Below are 16,964 nucleotides of genomic sequence, written 5' to 3' on the forward strand. Positions count from 1 at the left end.
TTAATTGATTGCCGCTAATTGTTTCAAAGTAATTTTTCCTTCATAAATCGCTTTTCCAATGATAGCACCACCACAACCGATCTCTTTTAATCGTAATACATCATCGAAATTACTTACACCACCACTTGCTATTAGATTAATTTCAGGATGTTGTTCCATTATTTTTTTATACAAATCGATAGAGGGGCCCTCCATTACACCATCTTTAGAAATGTCGGTGCAAAAGATATGTGTTGCACCCAGGCTCAATAGTTTCCCTATGAAATCATAAATATTTAAGCCGCTATCTTCTAACCATCCGCCGATTTTTATTTTTTCATCTAACACATCTGCGCCGATCAAAAATTTATCAGCTCCAAACTCCATCAACCATTCTTCAATTACCTGTGGTTGCTTCACCGCCAAGCTTCCGATAGTTACTATATCTCCACCTGCATTTAAAATATCCGATACATCAGAAATCGTTTTTACACCCCCACCAAAATCAATGATCAAATCTGTAGCTTCAGCAATTGATTCTAATACTTTGAGGTTAATGATCTTCCCTGCTTTAGCTCCATCTAAGTCAACAACATGCAAGCGTTTAATGCCTGCTGCTTCAAATTCTCTTGCTACTTCTGCAGGATTTTCGTTGTAGATCTTTTTCTGTGCATAATCACCTTTTGTAAGGCGAACACATTTTCCATCTATGATATCTATTGCAGGAATGATCTCCATTATTTGATATTTATAAAGTTTTTCAAAATTGTTTCTCCAACAGTTCCCGATTTTTCAGGATGAAACTGTACTGCATAAAAATTATCTTTTTGTAATGCCCCGCTGTAAGGAATAATATAGTCTGTTGTTGCTACTGTAGCATTGCACAATGCTGCATAATAACTATGCACATAATACACAAAAGCATTTTCCGCCAACCCATTAAAAAGAACAGATTTATAATCGTAAATATTATTCCATCCTATTTGTGGCACTTTTTCTATATCCGACTTGAATAGCTTTACTTCTGTATCAAAAATACCTAATCCTTTTGTGTCGCCTTCTTCTGTATGATTGCACATCAGCTGAAAACCAACACAGATACCTAATACGGGCTGCGTCAATCCTTTTATAATTGTATCGAGGCTATTATCCTGCAAAGATTGCATTGCCGCTTCTGCATGACCAACTCCGGGGAAGATGACCTTATCAGCGCTTTGCAACAAAGCTTCATCATTTGTAACAATTGATTCCACACCCAATCTATCCAAAGCATATTGAACACTTTGAACATTACCGGCATTATATTTTACTATTGCTACCTGCATTATAAAATTCCTTTTGTTGATGGCAAAGCGTTGTTATTGATATCTCTTTTCACAGCCATCTTTATTGCTTTTGCAAAGCCTTTAAAAATAGCTTCTATTTTATGATGTTCATTTTCGCCTTCAGCTTTAATATTCAAATTGCTTTTTGATGCATCGCTGAACGATTTAAAAAAGTGAAAGAACATTTCTGTCGGCATCTCTCCGATCTTTTCTCTTTTAAATTCAGCATCCCAAACGATCCAATTTCTTCCGCCAAAATCAATAGCAACCTGAGCAAGGCAATCATCCATCGGCAATAAGAAACCGTAACGCTCAATCCCTCTTTTATCTCCCAACGCTTTTGCGATAGCCTCACCTAATGCAATACCGGTATCTTCAATGCTGTGATGTTCATCGATGTGAAGGTCACCTTTACATGTAACATTCAGATCAATATTACCATGACGAGCTATCTGGTCCAACATGTGATCGAAGAAAGCTAAACCTGTATTAACAGAAGCCTTTCCAGTTCCATCTAAATTCACTTCAATGGAAATTTTTGTTTCGTTGGTATTACGCTCATGCTTAACAATTCGTGGAGGTAATTTTAAATATTCGTAGATAGCTGCCCATTGTTTTGTTTCCAGCGCAACTGTACTGTTTCTTAATTCTGCGATTGAATCTTTTACTTCTGCAGCGCCTAATGTATCATCTCCATTCAACCAAAATGCTTTGCAACCAAGGTTTTTAGCCAATTGCACATCAGTAATTCTATCACCAATTACAAATGAATTGGCAAGATCATATTCAGGATTGTTGATGTATTTTGTAACCAACCCTATATTTGGCTTACGTGTTGGCGCATTATCTTTTGCAAAAGTTCTATCGATAATTACTTCAGAAAAACCAATCCCTTCATTAGATAAACTGTTCATCACAAAATTATGCACGGGCCAAAAAGTATCTTCAGGAAATGAAGCAGTCCCGAGTCCATCCTGGTTGGTGATCATTACCAATTCGTAATCTAACTCAGTAGCTATTTTACGCATATAATAAAACATATCAGGATAGAATGCTAATTTCTCGAAAGAATCTAACTGATAAGTTGGTGGAGCTTCGTTGATCAAAGTACCATCTCTATCTATGAATAAGACTTTTTTCACCCTTTATAATTTTTAAGTGTTTGTATTAATAAAATATTTTCAGCAGGCGTACCAACTGTGATACGTAAACAATTTTCACACAAAACTTCTTTTGTTCTGTTACGCACTACAATTTCATTATCGGTTAAATAAGTATATATTTTATCTGCATCATTTACTTTTATTAAAATAAAATTGGCATCACTAGGAAATATCTTCTCTACGAAAGACAAAGTACTCAATTCCTTTACCAATTTATCTTTTTCTATAACTACTTCTTTGATCCAGTTATTTACCTGGTCTGTATTTTGCAGTGCTAGTAATGCTAATTGTTGTGAAGCATCGTTTACATTATACGGAGGCTTTGTTTTGTTCAACAGATCAATGATATCCATTGAAGCATAAGCCAGCCCCAAACGCAATGCTGCCAATCCCCATGCTTTCGACAATGTTTGCATCACGATCAAATTGGGGTATTCGGTTAATTCCTGAATAAATGTTTTTTGTTTCGAATAATTGATATAAGCCTCATCAATGATCACTATTCCCGGAAAATTATTCAGTAAAATTTCTACATCTTCCCTGTTCATATTATTACCAGTAGGGTTATTCGGAGAACAGATGAATAAAAGCTTAGTGTTATCATCAACGGCATTTAATATTCCTTCAACATCTAATTGAAAATCCGGCGTAAGGTTTACTTTTTTTATAGCCACATCATTGATGTTTGCACTTACTTCATACATACCATAAGTAGGCGGACAAATGATCGCATTATCAACCCCGCCAGGATTACAAAAAATACGATATGCCAGATCGATCACTTCATCACTTCCTGTACCAATAAAAATATTTTCTGCAGGAACTCCTTTAATTTTTGTCAAAGCAAATTTTACTTGCCATTGCAATGGGTCCGGATATCGATTGTAGCTTTCTCTTTCTAATGGAGAACCATAAGCATTTTCATTGGCATCTAAGAACACAGAAGCTTTTCCCGTAAATTCATGTCTTGCAGATGAATAAGGTTTTAAGCTTTTTATATTTTCCCGTACTAGTTTATCTAAGTTGAACATAATTATAAAAAATTGAATTTAGAATATAGAATTTAGAATTTTTTGATTGTAAGACTCCAGCATTTTACCAACTTCATTTAACAACAGTCTTAAATCTTCATTCTCTCCATATCCTAGATCATATGATAAAATTAAATAGTATTGACATTCTTCTAAAGAACCCTGAGCAATATTCATAAACCTCGCTTTATCAGCCTTCCCTCTTTTTTTATAGCCTTCTGCTATATTAGCCGGAATAGAAACAGCGGCTCTTTTAAATTGAGATGATAAAGCATATACTTCTTCCTTCGGAAATGTCTTTATGTATTTGTAAACTCCTAGCACAAACTGATGTGCTTTTTGCCAAACAATTAATTCCTGAAACTTTTGTGTTGTCATTATCGGTCAACTTCTGTATTCTATATTCTTTATTCAATATTCTTAAGACTATCCAATCTTACAGTTACTGCATTCTTATGAGCATCCAGCCCTTCAGCAGCTGCCATAATTTCTACCGTATTTCCAATATTATTAATTCCTTCCTTTGTTAATTGTTGAAAAGTTACTTTCTTAAAAAAACTATCCAACGAAACACCACTGTATGCTTTCGCATAACCATTGGTTGGTAATGTATGATTGGTTCCTGAAGCATAATCACCGACACTTTCAGGAGAATAGTGACCAATAAAAACACTACCGGCATTGGTCACTTTTTCAGACAAAGACAATGCATTATCAGACGCAATGATCAAATGCTCTGCAGCGTATTCATTCAATAATTCGAAAGCATCGTCGACATTTTGGATAACGATATATCTACTGTGTTGCAAAGCTTTCGCTGCAATATCTTTTCTTGATAGATCATTTAATTGTTTTTCTACTTCAGCTTGAACAGCCTTAACTAAGAACTCAGAACTGGCAACTAAAACAACCTGACTATCTGCCCCATGCTCTGCCTGGCTTAACAGATCAGCTGCTATGAACGAAGCATTACTTGTCTCATCCGCATACACAGCTACTTCACTGGGGCCTGCAGGCATATCAATCGCCACACCAGCTTTATTTACTAATTGTTTAGCGCATGTTACATACTGATTTCCAGGACCGAATATTTTATACACTTGTGGAACTGTTGCTGTTCCATAAGCCATAGCACCAACAGCTTGTACGCCACCGATCTTATAAATATTTTTTAGGCCGATCAATTGTGCTGTATATAAAATAACAGGATTTACTTTCCCATCTTTACCAGAAGGAGTACAAACAACAATTTCCTTGGAACCTGCCAGCACAGCGGGCACTCCCAACATCAACAAAGTGGAAAATAAAGGTGCAGAACCTCCCGGAATATACAATCCTACTTTTTGAATAGCGATCGATTTTCTCCAACAAAATACACCTAGTGTTGTTTCAACTTTTGATACTGCTTCTTTTTGTATTGTATGAAATGCTTCGATATTATTTTTTGCTTGTTGAATAGCTTGCTTTAATTTTTCATCAACCAACAAAACAGCTTCTGCTATTTCTGCTTCAGTAACTTTTAAATCATTCAGTTCAACACCATCAAATTGTGCTGCATATTTTTTTACTGCAACGTCTCCATTTTGTTTAACATCATTTAAAATATTACCTACAGTAGCTTCTAACGAACTGCTATCAAAAGCAGGACGCTGCAGAATTTGATTCCACTCACTTCTCTTCGGTTCAATATAAACTCTTTCCATAATCAGGCTCTTATCCCCTTTTAGGGGGTTAGGGGGTTAAACGATCATCTTTTCAATTGGAAGAACAATAATTCCCTCTGCTTCAAAACTTTTTAGTTTTTCAATGATATCCCAAAACTCATTTTCAGACACAACGCTTTGAACGCTGCTCCAACCTTCTTCCGTTAAAGGCACGATAGTAGGGCTTTTCATGCCTGGCAAAGCCGCTGAAATATTTTTTAACTGATGATTGGGAGCATTCAGCATGATGTATTTATTATTCTTGGCCTTTTTAACTGCGTTGATGCGTAACAATAATTTATCGAGAATTACTTTTTGCTCTGTGGTTAAATTTTTATGAGAAGTTAAAACCGCTTCAGATTTTAATATTACCTCTACTTCTTTTAACCCGTTTGTAAAAAGTGTACTACCACTACTTACTAAATCGCAAATAGCATCTGCTAAGCCAATACCCGGAGCAATTTCCACCGAACCACTGATCTCATGTATTTCTGCATCGATCTTTTTTTCTGTCAGATATTTTTGCAAGATGGTTGAATATGTGGTTGCTATTTTCAATCCTTGCAGATCTTCTATAGATTTATATTGAATACTTTTAGGCACTGCAATACTCAACCTGCATTTACCAAAACCCAAACGATATACAAGATCGATGTCTTTGTTTTTTTCCAACAAAACATTTTCACCAACGATACCGATATCAGCAACGCCATCATACACGTACTGAGGAATATCATCATCTCTTAAAAAATAAATCTCTAAAGGGAAATTATCTGCAACAGTTTTCAATTGCTTGTTTCCATTACTAACTTCAATACCACACTCTTTTAAAAGTTTGATAGAATCTTCGAAAAGTCTTCCTGATTTTTGAATTGCTATTTTTAGCATAGTCTATTTTTTAATATTTTATCTAACCTGGTTATAAACAAAAAGGGCTTACCTTTTTAAGTAAGCCCTTTTTGAAATATGTTTTTTACATACATACCAACATAGCTTACCTTACGGTAATAAATGATGATGATGTATGTGAGTAAATTGTTTCATTGATGGTGCAAAGTAAAGACCGAAAATTTATTTTGCCAAATAAAATTTAGAAATTCCCGGAAATCAAGCCTAATCCGGGAGAGTCTGTATATAGAATCCGGCCAAAATCGAATTTTACCCCTTCTGCAGTATCCTCCTCCAACAACAGCGTTCCATCCATATCTACATAATCCAGCAGCGGCGCTAATTGAGCAATGGCAGCCGTTCCAACAGAACTTTCATTCATACAACCTATCATTACTTTCATATTCAGCTCTCTGGCTTTTTTAATCATATTGCGGGCCGGGGTAATGCCACTGCACTTGGTAAGTTTGATATTGATACCATGAAAATGCTGATAACATTTTTCAACATCCGATTCCTTCACACAGGATTCATCAGCTATCAATGGTAACGGTGAAGCATCAAACAATGCCTTCATCCCATCCCAATCATCTTTTGCCAATGGCTGTTCAATAAATTCTACACCCAGCTCTTTTAATAAAGGAATTTTTTGCAATGCCTGCTCCAGTGTCCAACCGGCATTCGCATCCACTCTGAAAATAGCATCGGTATGGTTACGCAATTCAGCCACCATCTCAATATCATTTTCTACTCCTACTTTTATCTTATAGATCGGCCATGGTTTTTCTTTCATCTTCGTAACCATTTTATCTATTGAATCTATCCCGATAGTGAAATCGGTCAGCGGTGCTTTAGATGTATCTAAATTCCATAGCTGGTGCAATTGCTGACGTTTTATTTTTCCATACAGATCCCAGCCGGCCATATCCAATGCACAAACTAAAAAAGGATTCGCCGGAAATAAATGGTGTAAGTAATGCCAGTATCTTTCAGGATCGGAGAAAGCAAACTTTTCCACGAAAACTTTTTTCCGTTCAAGGTCCTCAATCATTTTTTCCACCGTGATATTGTAGTAATTGATAGCAGGTGCTTCTCCATAACCTACAAAACCAAAATGCTCCAATTCAACGATTAAAGTTGGCTGATGTGTTTTAGTTCCTTTAGAAATAGTGAAAGGGTGCTTAAAAGGAAGATTGTATGATTGGTAAGAAACTTTCATTTTTTCTGAGCAAATATAGAACGACACAGGCATATACTTACATAGGTAATTTCTATCTTGCTATATGCCTATGTGGTTATTAATTATCGTCCGCTTGCTTTTACCAACCCACCAAACTCTGTATTGAATTCCGTCTCTTTGATCAAATCTTCAAAGGTCATGTGCATTCTGTATTGCCAGTAATGCTTAGGATTGGCCGGCACATTAATACGTTCATCGTTAGGATTGTCTCTTCTGAGTTTATCATTAATGCCCAAAATATCCTGCAATTGGAAAATGCTCCACATAGCCGGAGAGAATAAATGCTGTACAACGATCTCTTTATTGATCCATGCATCGCAGAAATAAGGAGCACCTCCGTAATGGCCTAATTCATTATTATAAAATCGTTGGGTTTTAACAGCATCTTCTTCCCACCACCCTCGAATGGTACTCATATCATGCGTAGAAGGTGTTACTACCGATAGGTACGGAGCATCTGCAGGATGAAAAAATTCTTTAGTCGAATCTTTAGGCATACGCTGTATCTCCAAACTCAACATACCTAATTGCTGCATTACATCAGGTACACAATCAGGCACCATACCGAGATCTTCGCCACATACCAACATATTGGTACTTCGTTTTAGTTCAGGCAATTTATGTAAGGCTTCTTTTTTCCAGAAATCATCCTGACGACTATAGAAATAATTTACATACAATTCCTTCAACTTGCTCTGAGTATGACCATCGAGGTATCTGAAAGAACTTGTTTGATCTGCATTGATCCTGAAATGAAACTGCTGACCGCCGGAACCTTCTTCTTCGATCAGAATAATATTACTGATAAGATCAAACAATCCGTATTTTATTTTATGCTGAAAGTCATCGTTAGGTTGACCGGCAAAATATTGCTCAACCTTGCGTTGCGTATTAAATTCTTCTTTCAAATGATAATTACCATCATAATTATTGAGGAAATTATCTTTTACATAATGTACATCATAACCAAACACCTCATACAACACCGAATCATTTATAAAGGGAGCACAATAACGGTAATGGTCAATTGAAATATTATTTTGGTGAAATTCACTGATATGCACCGGTATTGCAGGAACAAATTTTCCCATAATACCTTCTACTGCATGTACAGGAATACTCCAGATACGAAAGAAGCCGAGAATATGGTCAATTCTGAATGCATCAAAGTATTCACTCATTTGGTGAAAACGCTGACGCCACCATGCAAAACCATCTTCCTGCATTTTTTTCCAGTTGTAAGTTGGAAATCCCCAATTCTGTCCTTTGATTGCAAAATCATCGGGTGGCGCTCCTGCTTGTGCATCCATATTATATAACTCAGGAGCCATCCATGCATCACAACCGTACCTGTATATACCGATCGGCAGATCTCCTTTAACAATGATACCATTTTCATGAGCATATGCAGTTGCTTCTTTTAATTGAATATGCAAATGATACTGTATGAAATAATGCAACGCAATCTCATCATAATGTTTTTCGGATGAAGCTGCCAATTGCTCAATTTCATTTTTGCTGTATATGCTGTTGGTTGGCCATTTACTATAATCAGATACCCCGTATTTATCTCTCAGATAACAAAATGCAGCATATGGTATTAACCAATGTTTATTTGAATCGAAAAATGCTTTAAAACCAGGGTCCTTTAAGAATTCTCTTTTTTGAAGATTGTATAATTTTTTTAAGGCTGCAAATTTTATTGCCATTACCGCATCATAATCTACTGCCGGTAATACATTCAGTCGTTTTTGGTCTGCAGATAAAGCTTTTACTACATCTGCATTAATCTCTCCTGCTACTTTTTCAAGATTGATAAACAAAGGATGTAATGCAAAAGCAGAAATAGCAGCATATGGATAAGAATCCATCCATGTATGCGTTGCCGTTGTATCATTTACCGGTAATAGTTGAATTAGCTTTAGTCCGTTTAGTTTTGACCAATCCACCAATTGTCTGATATCTGTAAACTCTCCTGTACCAAAGCTTTTGGTAGTTCGTAAACTAAATACCGGGATAGCTACACCTGCTCCTTTCCAATTTGGAAAAGGCAATTGAGCAAAGCCGTCATGCAAAATTGTGAGTTTTCCTTTACCTGTTCCACCTTGCATTGCCCTGTTACCTCCGGCTTCAAAAAACCTTACTTTTTTATCGGTAATTCCGTAAACTGCATATTTATATAAAACGGGAAAGCTCTCATCAGCTAGATCTATTTTTACAGACCACCAATTACCACTCTTGTTTAACAATAACGGCTTATCCGTTTTCCAGTTGCCCAAAGTATCATTACTGCCAATCACACATATTACCTCATCTTCTTTCAAAAGTGGTGCTTTTACTTTAAGCTCATGTGTATATGATTTAACTGTGGCAACTTTTGCAGTAGAAAGTGTTTTTAATAATACCTCTTGAAATGGTTGTGTAAAAAAAGCATTTTCAACCTGTCCGGCATGATTCCAGAAATCTATTGTTGTGATTTCTTTTATTGTAGTTTTTGATACATCAATTATCCTATCATCTCCCCATTCTATTATTTCTGCGCCGGTGTTATCCCTATAAATAAACTTGTATTGTAAGGAACCTTTCGCAATATCTTTTTCAGATAAATCAACTTTAGCCAGCCATAATTCTTCATTGAAAAAGTATAAAGGAATTGCTTTGGAAATATTATTATTTCCTAAAGCATCGCAATCGCCTGAAACATATAAACGCTGTCCGTACTTCGTAGAATAACGAAGATAAAAATTCACAATCATGTAAAAATATAATTAAGGGGTTGCAATATATAACTTTTGTAATACAATGTGTAAAAAATACACAATAAATTTCTTATTGTGGGATAATATTACTTAAAATATTACCCAGAATAAAATTAATTGTCTCATTTCCATTATTTTTGCCAAAATTATCTGCAAATGGAATCTACAAAAAAATCTTCAGCATTATATTGGGTATTGTTTTTTGTTTCGGTAGCTGCATTCTTTTGGGTGTACAAAATTGGAGGCGGTTACTGCTCAATGGTACTTCCCTTTAACTGCACTTTTTTCGCTAAGGCATTGGATTTAATGTAATATAAAAATGGTTATGATTGCTACTATGCATAGTAGCAATCATAACCATTTTTACTTATTTCAAACTATTAATGATAGCTGCAAATTCTTCTGCTATCAGTGAAGCGCCGCCTACAAGGCCTCCATCTACATCCGGTTGACCAAATATTTCTTTAGCATTTGCTGCTTTTACACTACCTCCGTATAATATACTGATACTATTGGCTATTGCGCTGCCATATTTTGTTGTCAATACAGCCCTTATATGAGCATGCATTTCTTGGGCTTGTTCGCTTGTTGCAGTTTTACCTGTGCCAATAGCCCAAATAGGTTCGTAAGCGATCACAAAGCCGGTTAATTGCTCCGCAGATAAATGAAACAGACTTTCGATCAGTTGATTTTCTACAAAACTGTTTTGAGTACCTGCTTCTCTTATTTCAAGAGCCTCTCCGCAACAAAATATAGGTTTCAATCCATATTCAAAACAAAGATTTACTTTTTCAGCTAGCATAGCATTTGTCTCATTAAAATATTCTCTTCTTTCACTGTGTCCAATGATCACATAATCAACACCTATGCTTTTCAACATTTCTACACTAGTTTCGCCAGTATACGCTCCTGATCTTTTGTTAGAACAATTTTGTGCAGCAACATAAATGTTTGTTTTACCGGCAAGCTTAGTTTTAATGCTGGTAAGATATGGGAACGGAATTCCAAAAACTACTTCCTGGTTTTCTGTAAGCGTGTGTGGAATAGCCAATAGATCATTCAACAATGCTTCCCCTTGTTCAAGTGTTAAATTCATTTTCCAATTTGCTGCCGCTATTTGTTTTCTCATTTTATATTTATTTTTTGATTGTAAAGTTCGCTTAAAATTTCTTTTTCCTGCTGAGTAATATTTTTTGTTTTCAGTTTTTTCCAGTTATCAATATCTTGCAATGCCTTTTCAATATCATATTCTCCTCCACCCCACGAAAAATCGGGTACATGTTTTGCCGGGAATCCCTCTCCGAAAATATTACAGCAAACACCAACAACAGTACCTGTATTAAAAGATGTATTGATAGCTGCTCTGCTATAATCACCCATCAACAAACCACATTTAGTGCCAACCTTAGTATAACTCTTCTTGCTGTTATCCCATACGTTGACATCACCAGCGGTATTTTTAAGGTTTGAGTTAGATGTGCCTGCTCCAAGATTGCACCATTCTGCCAACACACTGTCTCCTAAATAACCATCATGCGCTTTATTACTATAGCCGAATAAAACTGAATTCTTTATTTCCCCACCTGCAACCGAATAAGGACCAATGGTTGTTGCACCATATATCTTACTACCCATCTTTAAAGTGGCCCCTTCGCACAAAGCAAAAGGTCCACGGATAAGATTTCCTTCCATTACAACTGCATTTTTACCAATGTAGATCGGCCCAGTTGAAGCATTTAATATACTGTGCTCTATTATAGCACCTTCTTCAACAAAAATATTTTCAGGGGCAATTAATTGATTGGTTGAAGATATAGTTTGAGATGATCTGCCCGCTGTGATCAATTCAAAATCATTTCTTAGTGCCCAATCATTGAGTTGAAAAATTTCCCAGGAATGATTGATTACTTTAACATCTTCAGTACTATCTAATGCAGTAAAAATATTGTCACCTGAAAAATCAAGCTGTTCTACATAATTTTTGGTTGGAATAATATTGGAAGGTATAGCTATAGAATTTGCAAATTCTACCTTCAATACAGAAAAAATCAGTTCCCATTTTTGTTTTATAGTTAAAATACCAATCCTTATATCTTCTACATTTCTTGTAACTGCAAAAGGGTAAAGATTATTCCGGGAATTTCTATCATCAAAGGTTACTTGCATTGTAGCTAAATTACAACTCATTTTTAAATAAAAATCCCTTCGGGAAACCGAAGGGACCATTATATTTTTTCAAAAAAGTCAATTGCTTAGTTAGCTTTCTTTTCGTAACGTTTTTTAAATTTATCGATACGACCTGCAGTATCAACCAATACATTTTTACCTGTATAGAACGGGTGAGATGTATTAGAAATCTCTAATTTAATTACAGGGTATTCAGCTCCTTCAAATTCTACTGTTTCTTTTGATTCAGCAGTTGAACGACTTAAAAACTGGTATCCATTACTCATATCTTTGAAAACTACAAAGCGGTAATTTTTTGGGTGCAAATCTTTCTTCATGATTGTCAATGTTTTATGCATGGATTTTGCCATGCGATTTTTTAGAGGAGCAAAGGTAGCTAAATTATAGCAATTTTCAAATAAATATTGACTTTTGAACGTGTTAGCTCTTCATATTTACCACCTGCAACGCAATACCCAGGTTCCAGCCTTTAGATGCCTGAATTACTTCCTGCAAATCATCTATTTTTTTTCCGGTTATTCGAATGATATCGTCCATAATGGCTGCCTGTACTTTTAGCCCGGATTCCTTAATAAGTTTAACTACTTTTTTAGCATCTTCCTGTTTAATCCCATTGCGTACAACGATCTCCTTTTTAGTAACCTTACCACTCTGATAAGCTTCTTTGCTTAGATCATAGATCTCTGCAGCTAGACCTTGCTTCATGCTTCTACTGATCATTACATCAACGATCTGATCAAGTTTCATTTCGCTTTCGGCTTCAAGATTAACTTTAAAATCTTTTTTATTCAGTTCAATTACAACATGAGATCCCTTAAAGTCGAAACGATTAGTAATTTCTTTGTTGACAACATTGATAGCATTATCTAATGTTTGCAGATCTACTTTACTGGAAAAATCGAATGATGGCATGGCTAAAAATTAAAGTGGTTAGATAGTGTTACAAATATAAAAAAGCTATTGGCTTTTTTAATCAATAAGTTTAAAATAAGTGACTTTAAAACGCTTCCGTACTACTTTGCCTTGTATCAAAGCATGACGAACAGCATTACAAAAACCATCAGCTGCATGAGCATCTCCATGTTCATCGATAGAGGTTCCATCAACAAAATAAGCCTTCCCTTTTATGCGTACAGCTAAAGAACAACCTTTTCCCGGTAACCCGAATTTACATTGTCCGCAACTTACTTCTGCTTTGATCAACTGTTTCAATGTATCGGGAGTTGAAGCAATGCCGGTTTGACCAAAAGTTGTGAAACCTGATAAACAAAATAAGAGTCCGATAAAAAATTTCATGATCGCTTTATTACATGCAAAACTAAGTTTTATTATTGAAGCCCTCTTCCTCCTGTGAGAAAACTATATAGTTTCGGAAAACCTTTTCTTAATATTGCAGCCTTTATAATTGCCAGAAAAATTAAAATTATCGGCAGTAAAATAAATATAAACATTCTGTAACCATTAAAATGATGCATTTCCAGCATAAATGCTTTAGTAGCATATAAAACCAATGGGGCATGTACTGCATATATCATAAATGAAAAAGCAGACAACCATACAAACCATCTTTTACCCATAAAAAATTTCACCAGCCTATTGCATCCATACCATACAGTAATTAATCCACTCAATACAACAATTTTATGCATGAACAAAAGCACAGGCTCTATGCCATTAAAATAGGATTGAAATGCTAGTATCGTTTTTATAACAGATACACTGATAAAAACAATGCCCCAAAGGTTTGGATTCAACCATTTATTGGCTACATCAATATTGAAATTCTTTTTTTGTAACCATACACCAAGAGAAAAAAACAGCAAGCCTTCACCTTCAAACAGGATGGAACCAAATGTTGCTATCCAAAGCAGTATCACTACAGAAAAAAATATCCATCTGACCATTGGATGTAATACACACCATCGTATAGCAGGATAAGCAAGATTATATATCAGCAACACTCTTATAAACCAAAGTTGATAAGACACAGGAAAGAATATCCATCTTGCCAGCACCTCATACCATTGATATTGATGCAACAACTTTGTGTGGTCACTGATCTGCATCATATGCGTTGCATCTACCACATTTCTGCTATAAGGAAATAATTCCAGTACATACGTTAAAAGTAAACCTACTGCACTCCATATCAGATAAGGATACAGTAAGGTTCTTACACGCTTACCAACCCTTTGCTTATGTAGTTTTGTATCTCCTATTGCAAACAGGTAGCCGGAGATCATAAACAGCATGGGTATGCGAAAACGAAATAATCCGTTTGCCAACCAGTATTCGGTAAAAGTTGTGAAGGTTAAAGGCTCATGGGGCATGGTCCACGGCTGCAAATAGTTTTCATTTAGGTTATACGCATGTACAAAGACAAGTAACGCCATTGATACAAAAGACCAAAACCTGAATTTTTGAGAATTGAAAGCTGAAAGCATTATGCATTTATTATCGAATTCAACAAAGATCTTAATTAAAGTTCCGTACAAAAAAATGGGCCAACATTAATGCTGGCCCATGTAAGTTATTAAAATTTAACATTAATCTTGCTCTCTGTCTCTTTTGTTTTTGAACCTATAGTTCAACGAAAATCCAAGCATATAGATAAAGTCTTTGTCTTTAGCATTTCCCCTTGCTCCGATATTTTTTCCGGGGTTTCTGAAATAAGAAGCCACATCAGGATTATTCGGGTTAGCCGCTCTTACAGTTGCATCAGAAACATACTTCGTTTTGCTGGCATCGTCAATATAATCAGTAAATAATTTAAAGCCTGTAAGTTCAGCGGATATCTTAAAGTTATCATTGATCCTGTAACTAACAGCAGCCATCATTGGAATTGTTACAGTTATGAGACTGTACTTTTTACCTCCGGGGGCCGTTTGCCCTTCGGTTCCAAATTGACGCAATTCATACCATGTACCATCAGCATACTGTGCCTTAGGGTTAAATTTTACCAAGCCCAACCCAATACCAAAAGAAGGATATATTTTTCTACCTAAACCATGAGCATATCTATTTCTGTTTAGGCTATATCTATCTGTAAAATTGTACTCTCCCATAAATGAAAGAGCCCAGATATTACTTTTAAAACTTAATGCTCTTCTATTATATAAACCGTAATCTTTAGCAGAAATATTGGTATAATCTAAAGCTAGTTTTGCAGAAATATTCCTGTTGATATGATATCTCAATTTCAGCGCAATTCCGTTATACCATTTTTCCTGATGCATCCAATCATGATTTAAATCTCCTGCATAACCACTAATTCCACCAAACAAAGCAACTTCCCATTTTCCAACTTTTATCGAGTCTAGCGGTATAATTGCATTCTGTGTTGTGTCAACAAGCATATTATGTTTTGCAATATCTATCGGCGCTAATGTTACATTTTCCATTTTGTAGCTTCTGCTACCACATTTTTCAAAGAAATCGATGATACCAACATTAACACTTGGAACAGAAACCCCATCGGTGTTCTTTAAATTTTCAATACTGATATAACCAATCGGCTCAGAAATAACGGTACTTTCAAAACCAAAATCAGCTTCATTACCGGCTGCATGGCTAAAATAGTAATTACCGTCAATTTGTTTTTTCAATATCTCTCCTGTGATCGTATCAATGAAATTGTAAAATACTTTATAATCTTTTTGATCTTTAGCAATAGATGTATTGAAATGGATTTTTATCTTCTTGCCTGCCAGAGAATCTACTGGTATTTTTTGAGACACTTTTTTGCCATTTTCGCTTAATTCTAACGGAAAAGCATGCACATTATAACCAGGTTCTTTCTGATCATATCTTTTTTCTACCGGATTTTTTGTGAAGTTATTCACTGTTACAAAATCTTCTTTAGGATTTAAGTAACCGATAGTACCATGATCGATCTGTTTCAAAGAATCTTGAGTAAATATGTAGTTGTCAGAAAACATATTGTTATATATCTTCATTGTGTATTTACTCTGGATATTATCCAATGCTACATAAACAGGGTTGCTTTCCGCTTTTGTACGGCTATCGAAATATAAGTTGTTTGCAAAAACGTTCTTTTCAAATGTATATTTCACCCTATATGAAGTTGCATTATACACCGAGATGTTAGAATAGTTATCTGCAAAAACGTTTTCTTTAAAAATAAATTCAATTGGTTGTTTATTAAGATAAAACTCCACCTCTTTAATAGAAACAGCATCATTGAATTCGTATGTATTGAAGAAGTCTGAATTATTAACTTCTACCCCACTTCTATACCAATTCTTTTCAAACAACAACGGCTTCAACAAAAACTTAAAACTTGCATAGCTAATCTTTATATCCTGATTAGGTGTACTGCCGCTAATTACTAAACCGGTACCAGATTCTTTACCACCTGCGCTTGAAAACTGAACTAGGTCATTAGCTGCACCGGTAACATGTAATCCACCTTTTACATTGATAGTAGCACCCGGCATAAAAAATAACTTTACGCCTGATTCTATTGTAAGAAGCGAAGTTTTAGCGATAACAACTTCTCCTTGTACAATATATTCTCCTTTTTTCAAGGTAATACTGCTATCATACCGTTCGCTTAATATTAAACCTGAAGTTGGTTTAAGCATCTGTGCTTCCACATTTGCGGCGATAAAGCAAAGCATTAAAATTGCAATAATCTTCTTCATCCCTGATAATTTGTATCTTTTCTTA

At 35.4% G+C, this 16,964-nt stretch carries 16 protein-coding genes; all 16 read right to left on the reverse strand.

Going from position 1 to position 16,964, the window contains the following annotated elements; all coding sequences use genetic code 11:
• Positions 1-717 carry a 1-(5-phosphoribosyl)-5-[(5-phosphoribosylamino)methylideneamino]imidazole-4-carboxamide isomerase gene (hisA, locus tag ACQ33O_RS12845; protein ID WP_430995992.1) on the reverse strand — a complete coding sequence of 239 codons (717 nt, stop codon included), beginning with the start codon at positions 715-717 and terminating at the stop codon, positions 1-3.
• The gene (hisH, locus tag ACQ33O_RS12850; protein ID WP_229760742.1) at positions 717-1,304 is read right to left on the reverse strand and encodes an imidazole glycerol phosphate synthase subunit HisH; all 588 of its coding nucleotides are present in this window, start codon (positions 1,302-1,304) and stop codon (positions 717-719) included. The genes hisA and hisH overlap by 1 nt, the downstream gene beginning before the upstream one ends.
• The gene (gene hisB, locus ACQ33O_RS12855) at positions 1,304-2,446 is read right to left on the reverse strand and encodes a bifunctional histidinol-phosphatase/imidazoleglycerol-phosphate dehydratase HisB (protein WP_430995993.1); all 1,143 of its coding nucleotides are present in this window, start codon (positions 2,444-2,446) and stop codon (positions 1,304-1,306) included. Before hisB ends, hisH begins: the two co-directional genes overlap by 1 nt.
• Positions 2,443-3,498, reverse strand: coding sequence for a histidinol-phosphate transaminase (gene hisC / locus ACQ33O_RS12860; protein WP_430995994.1), 1,056 nt, complete (start codon positions 3,496-3,498; stop codon positions 2,443-2,445). The genes hisB and hisC overlap by 4 nt, the downstream gene beginning before the upstream one ends.
• An 18-nt stretch (positions 3,499-3,516) precedes the next feature.
• The gene (locus ACQ33O_RS12865; RefSeq protein ID WP_430995995.1) at positions 3,517-3,876 is read right to left on the reverse strand and encodes a four helix bundle protein; all 360 of its coding nucleotides are present in this window, start codon (positions 3,874-3,876) and stop codon (positions 3,517-3,519) included.
• 29 nt (positions 3,877-3,905) lie between these two features.
• Positions 3,906-5,201: a histidinol dehydrogenase gene (hisD, locus tag ACQ33O_RS12870; RefSeq protein ID WP_430995996.1), complete on the reverse strand. Its 1,296-nt coding sequence runs from the start codon at positions 5,199-5,201 to the stop codon at positions 3,906-3,908.
• Between the two features lie 36 nt (positions 5,202-5,237).
• Positions 5,238-6,089, reverse strand: coding sequence for an ATP phosphoribosyltransferase (gene hisG, locus ACQ33O_RS12875; RefSeq protein ID WP_430995997.1), 852 nt, complete (start codon positions 6,087-6,089; stop codon positions 5,238-5,240).
• A 202-nt stretch (positions 6,090-6,291) separates the two neighbouring features.
• Positions 6,292-7,308 (reverse strand): dipeptide epimerase, encoded by a 1,017-nt coding sequence (locus ACQ33O_RS12880; protein WP_430995998.1) that lies wholly within the window; start codon positions 7,306-7,308, stop codon positions 6,292-6,294.
• Between the two features lie 83 nt (positions 7,309-7,391).
• Positions 7,392-10,085, reverse strand: coding sequence for a 4-alpha-glucanotransferase (locus ACQ33O_RS12885; RefSeq protein ID WP_430995999.1), 2,694 nt, complete (start codon positions 10,083-10,085; stop codon positions 7,392-7,394).
• A gap of 370 nt (positions 10,086-10,455) precedes the next feature.
• Positions 10,456-11,217, reverse strand: a complete 762-nt coding sequence (gene tpiA, locus ACQ33O_RS12890) for a triose-phosphate isomerase (protein WP_430996000.1) — start codon at positions 11,215-11,217, stop codon at positions 10,456-10,458.
• Complete coding sequence (locus ACQ33O_RS12895; protein ID WP_430996001.1) at positions 11,214-12,254, reverse strand: putative sugar nucleotidyl transferase; 1,041 nt, start codon at positions 12,252-12,254, stop codon at positions 11,214-11,216. The genes tpiA and ACQ33O_RS12895 overlap by 4 nt, the downstream gene beginning before the upstream one ends.
• An 86-nt stretch (positions 12,255-12,340) precedes the next feature.
• A complete protein-coding gene (locus ACQ33O_RS12900) occupies positions 12,341-12,592 on the reverse strand; it encodes a type B 50S ribosomal protein L31 (RefSeq protein ID WP_430996002.1) in 252 nt (83 codons plus the stop codon).
• 103 nt (positions 12,593-12,695) lie between these two features.
• Complete coding sequence (locus ACQ33O_RS12905; protein WP_430996003.1) at positions 12,696-13,187, reverse strand: YajQ family cyclic di-GMP-binding protein; 492 nt, start codon at positions 13,185-13,187, stop codon at positions 12,696-12,698.
• Positions 13,188-13,244: 57 nt separating this feature from the next.
• Complete coding sequence (locus ACQ33O_RS12910) at positions 13,245-13,571, reverse strand: DUF6370 family protein (protein ID WP_430996004.1); 327 nt, start codon at positions 13,569-13,571, stop codon at positions 13,245-13,247.
• A gap of 32 nt (positions 13,572-13,603) precedes the next feature.
• Complete coding sequence (locus tag ACQ33O_RS12915; RefSeq protein WP_430996005.1) at positions 13,604-14,719, reverse strand: acyltransferase family protein; 1,116 nt, start codon at positions 14,717-14,719, stop codon at positions 13,604-13,606.
• Between the two features lie 102 nt (positions 14,720-14,821).
• Positions 14,822-16,939, reverse strand: coding sequence for a hypothetical protein (locus ACQ33O_RS12920; RefSeq protein WP_430996006.1), 2,118 nt, complete (start codon positions 16,937-16,939; stop codon positions 14,822-14,824).
• Positions 16,940-16,964: the final 25 nt, after the last annotated feature.

The organism is Ferruginibacter sp. SUN002, assembly GCF_050611725.1.
Lineage (GTDB): Bacteria > Bacteroidota > Bacteroidia > Chitinophagales > Chitinophagaceae > Ferruginibacter.

Bases quoted from the DNA above. Each gene is read 5' to 3' on its own strand.
- hisA (WP_430995992.1), bottom strand. From the start codon at position 717: ATGGAGATCATTCCTGCAATAGATATCATAGATGGAAAATGTGTTCGC.
- hisH (WP_229760742.1), bottom strand. From the start codon at position 1,304: ATGCAGGTAGCAATAGTAAAATATAATGCCGGTAATGTTCAAAGTGTT.
- hisC (WP_430995994.1), bottom strand. From the start codon at position 3,498: ATGTTCAACTTAGATAAACTAGTACGGGAAAATATAAAAAGCTTAAAA.
- ACQ33O_RS12865 (WP_430995995.1), bottom strand. From the start codon at position 3,876: ATGACAACACAAAAGTTTCAGGAATTAATTGTTTGGCAAAAAGCACAT.
- hisD (WP_430995996.1), bottom strand. From the start codon at position 5,201: ATGGAAAGAGTTTATATTGAACCGAAGAGAAGTGAGTGGAATCAAATT.
- hisG (WP_430995997.1), bottom strand. From the start codon at position 6,089: ATGCTAAAAATAGCAATTCAAAAATCAGGAAGACTTTTCGAAGATTCT.
- ACQ33O_RS12880 (WP_430995998.1), bottom strand. From the start codon at position 7,308: ATGAAAGTTTCTTACCAATCATACAATCTTCCTTTTAAGCACCCTTTC.
- ACQ33O_RS12885 (WP_430995999.1), bottom strand. From the start codon at position 10,085: ATGATTGTGAATTTTTATCTTCGTTATTCTACGAAGTACGGACAGCGT.
- tpiA (WP_430996000.1), bottom strand. From the start codon at position 11,217: ATGAGAAAACAAATAGCGGCAGCAAATTGGAAAATGAATTTAACACTT.
- ACQ33O_RS12895 (WP_430996001.1), bottom strand. From the start codon at position 12,254: ATGCAAGTAACCTTTGATGATAGAAATTCCCGGAATAATCTTTACCCT.
- ACQ33O_RS12900 (WP_430996002.1), bottom strand. From the start codon at position 12,592: ATGAAGAAAGATTTGCACCCAAAAAATTACCGCTTTGTAGTTTTCAAA.
- ACQ33O_RS12905 (WP_430996003.1), bottom strand. From the start codon at position 13,187: ATGCCATCATTCGATTTTTCCAGTAAAGTAGATCTGCAAACATTAGAT.
- ACQ33O_RS12910 (WP_430996004.1), bottom strand. From the start codon at position 13,571: ATGAAATTTTTTATCGGACTCTTATTTTGTTTATCAGGTTTCACAACT.
- ACQ33O_RS12915 (WP_430996005.1), bottom strand. From the start codon at position 14,719: ATGCTTTCAGCTTTCAATTCTCAAAAATTCAGGTTTTGGTCTTTTGTA.
- ACQ33O_RS12920 (WP_430996006.1), bottom strand. From the start codon at position 16,939: ATGAAGAAGATTATTGCAATTTTAATGCTTTGCTTTATCGCCGCAAAT.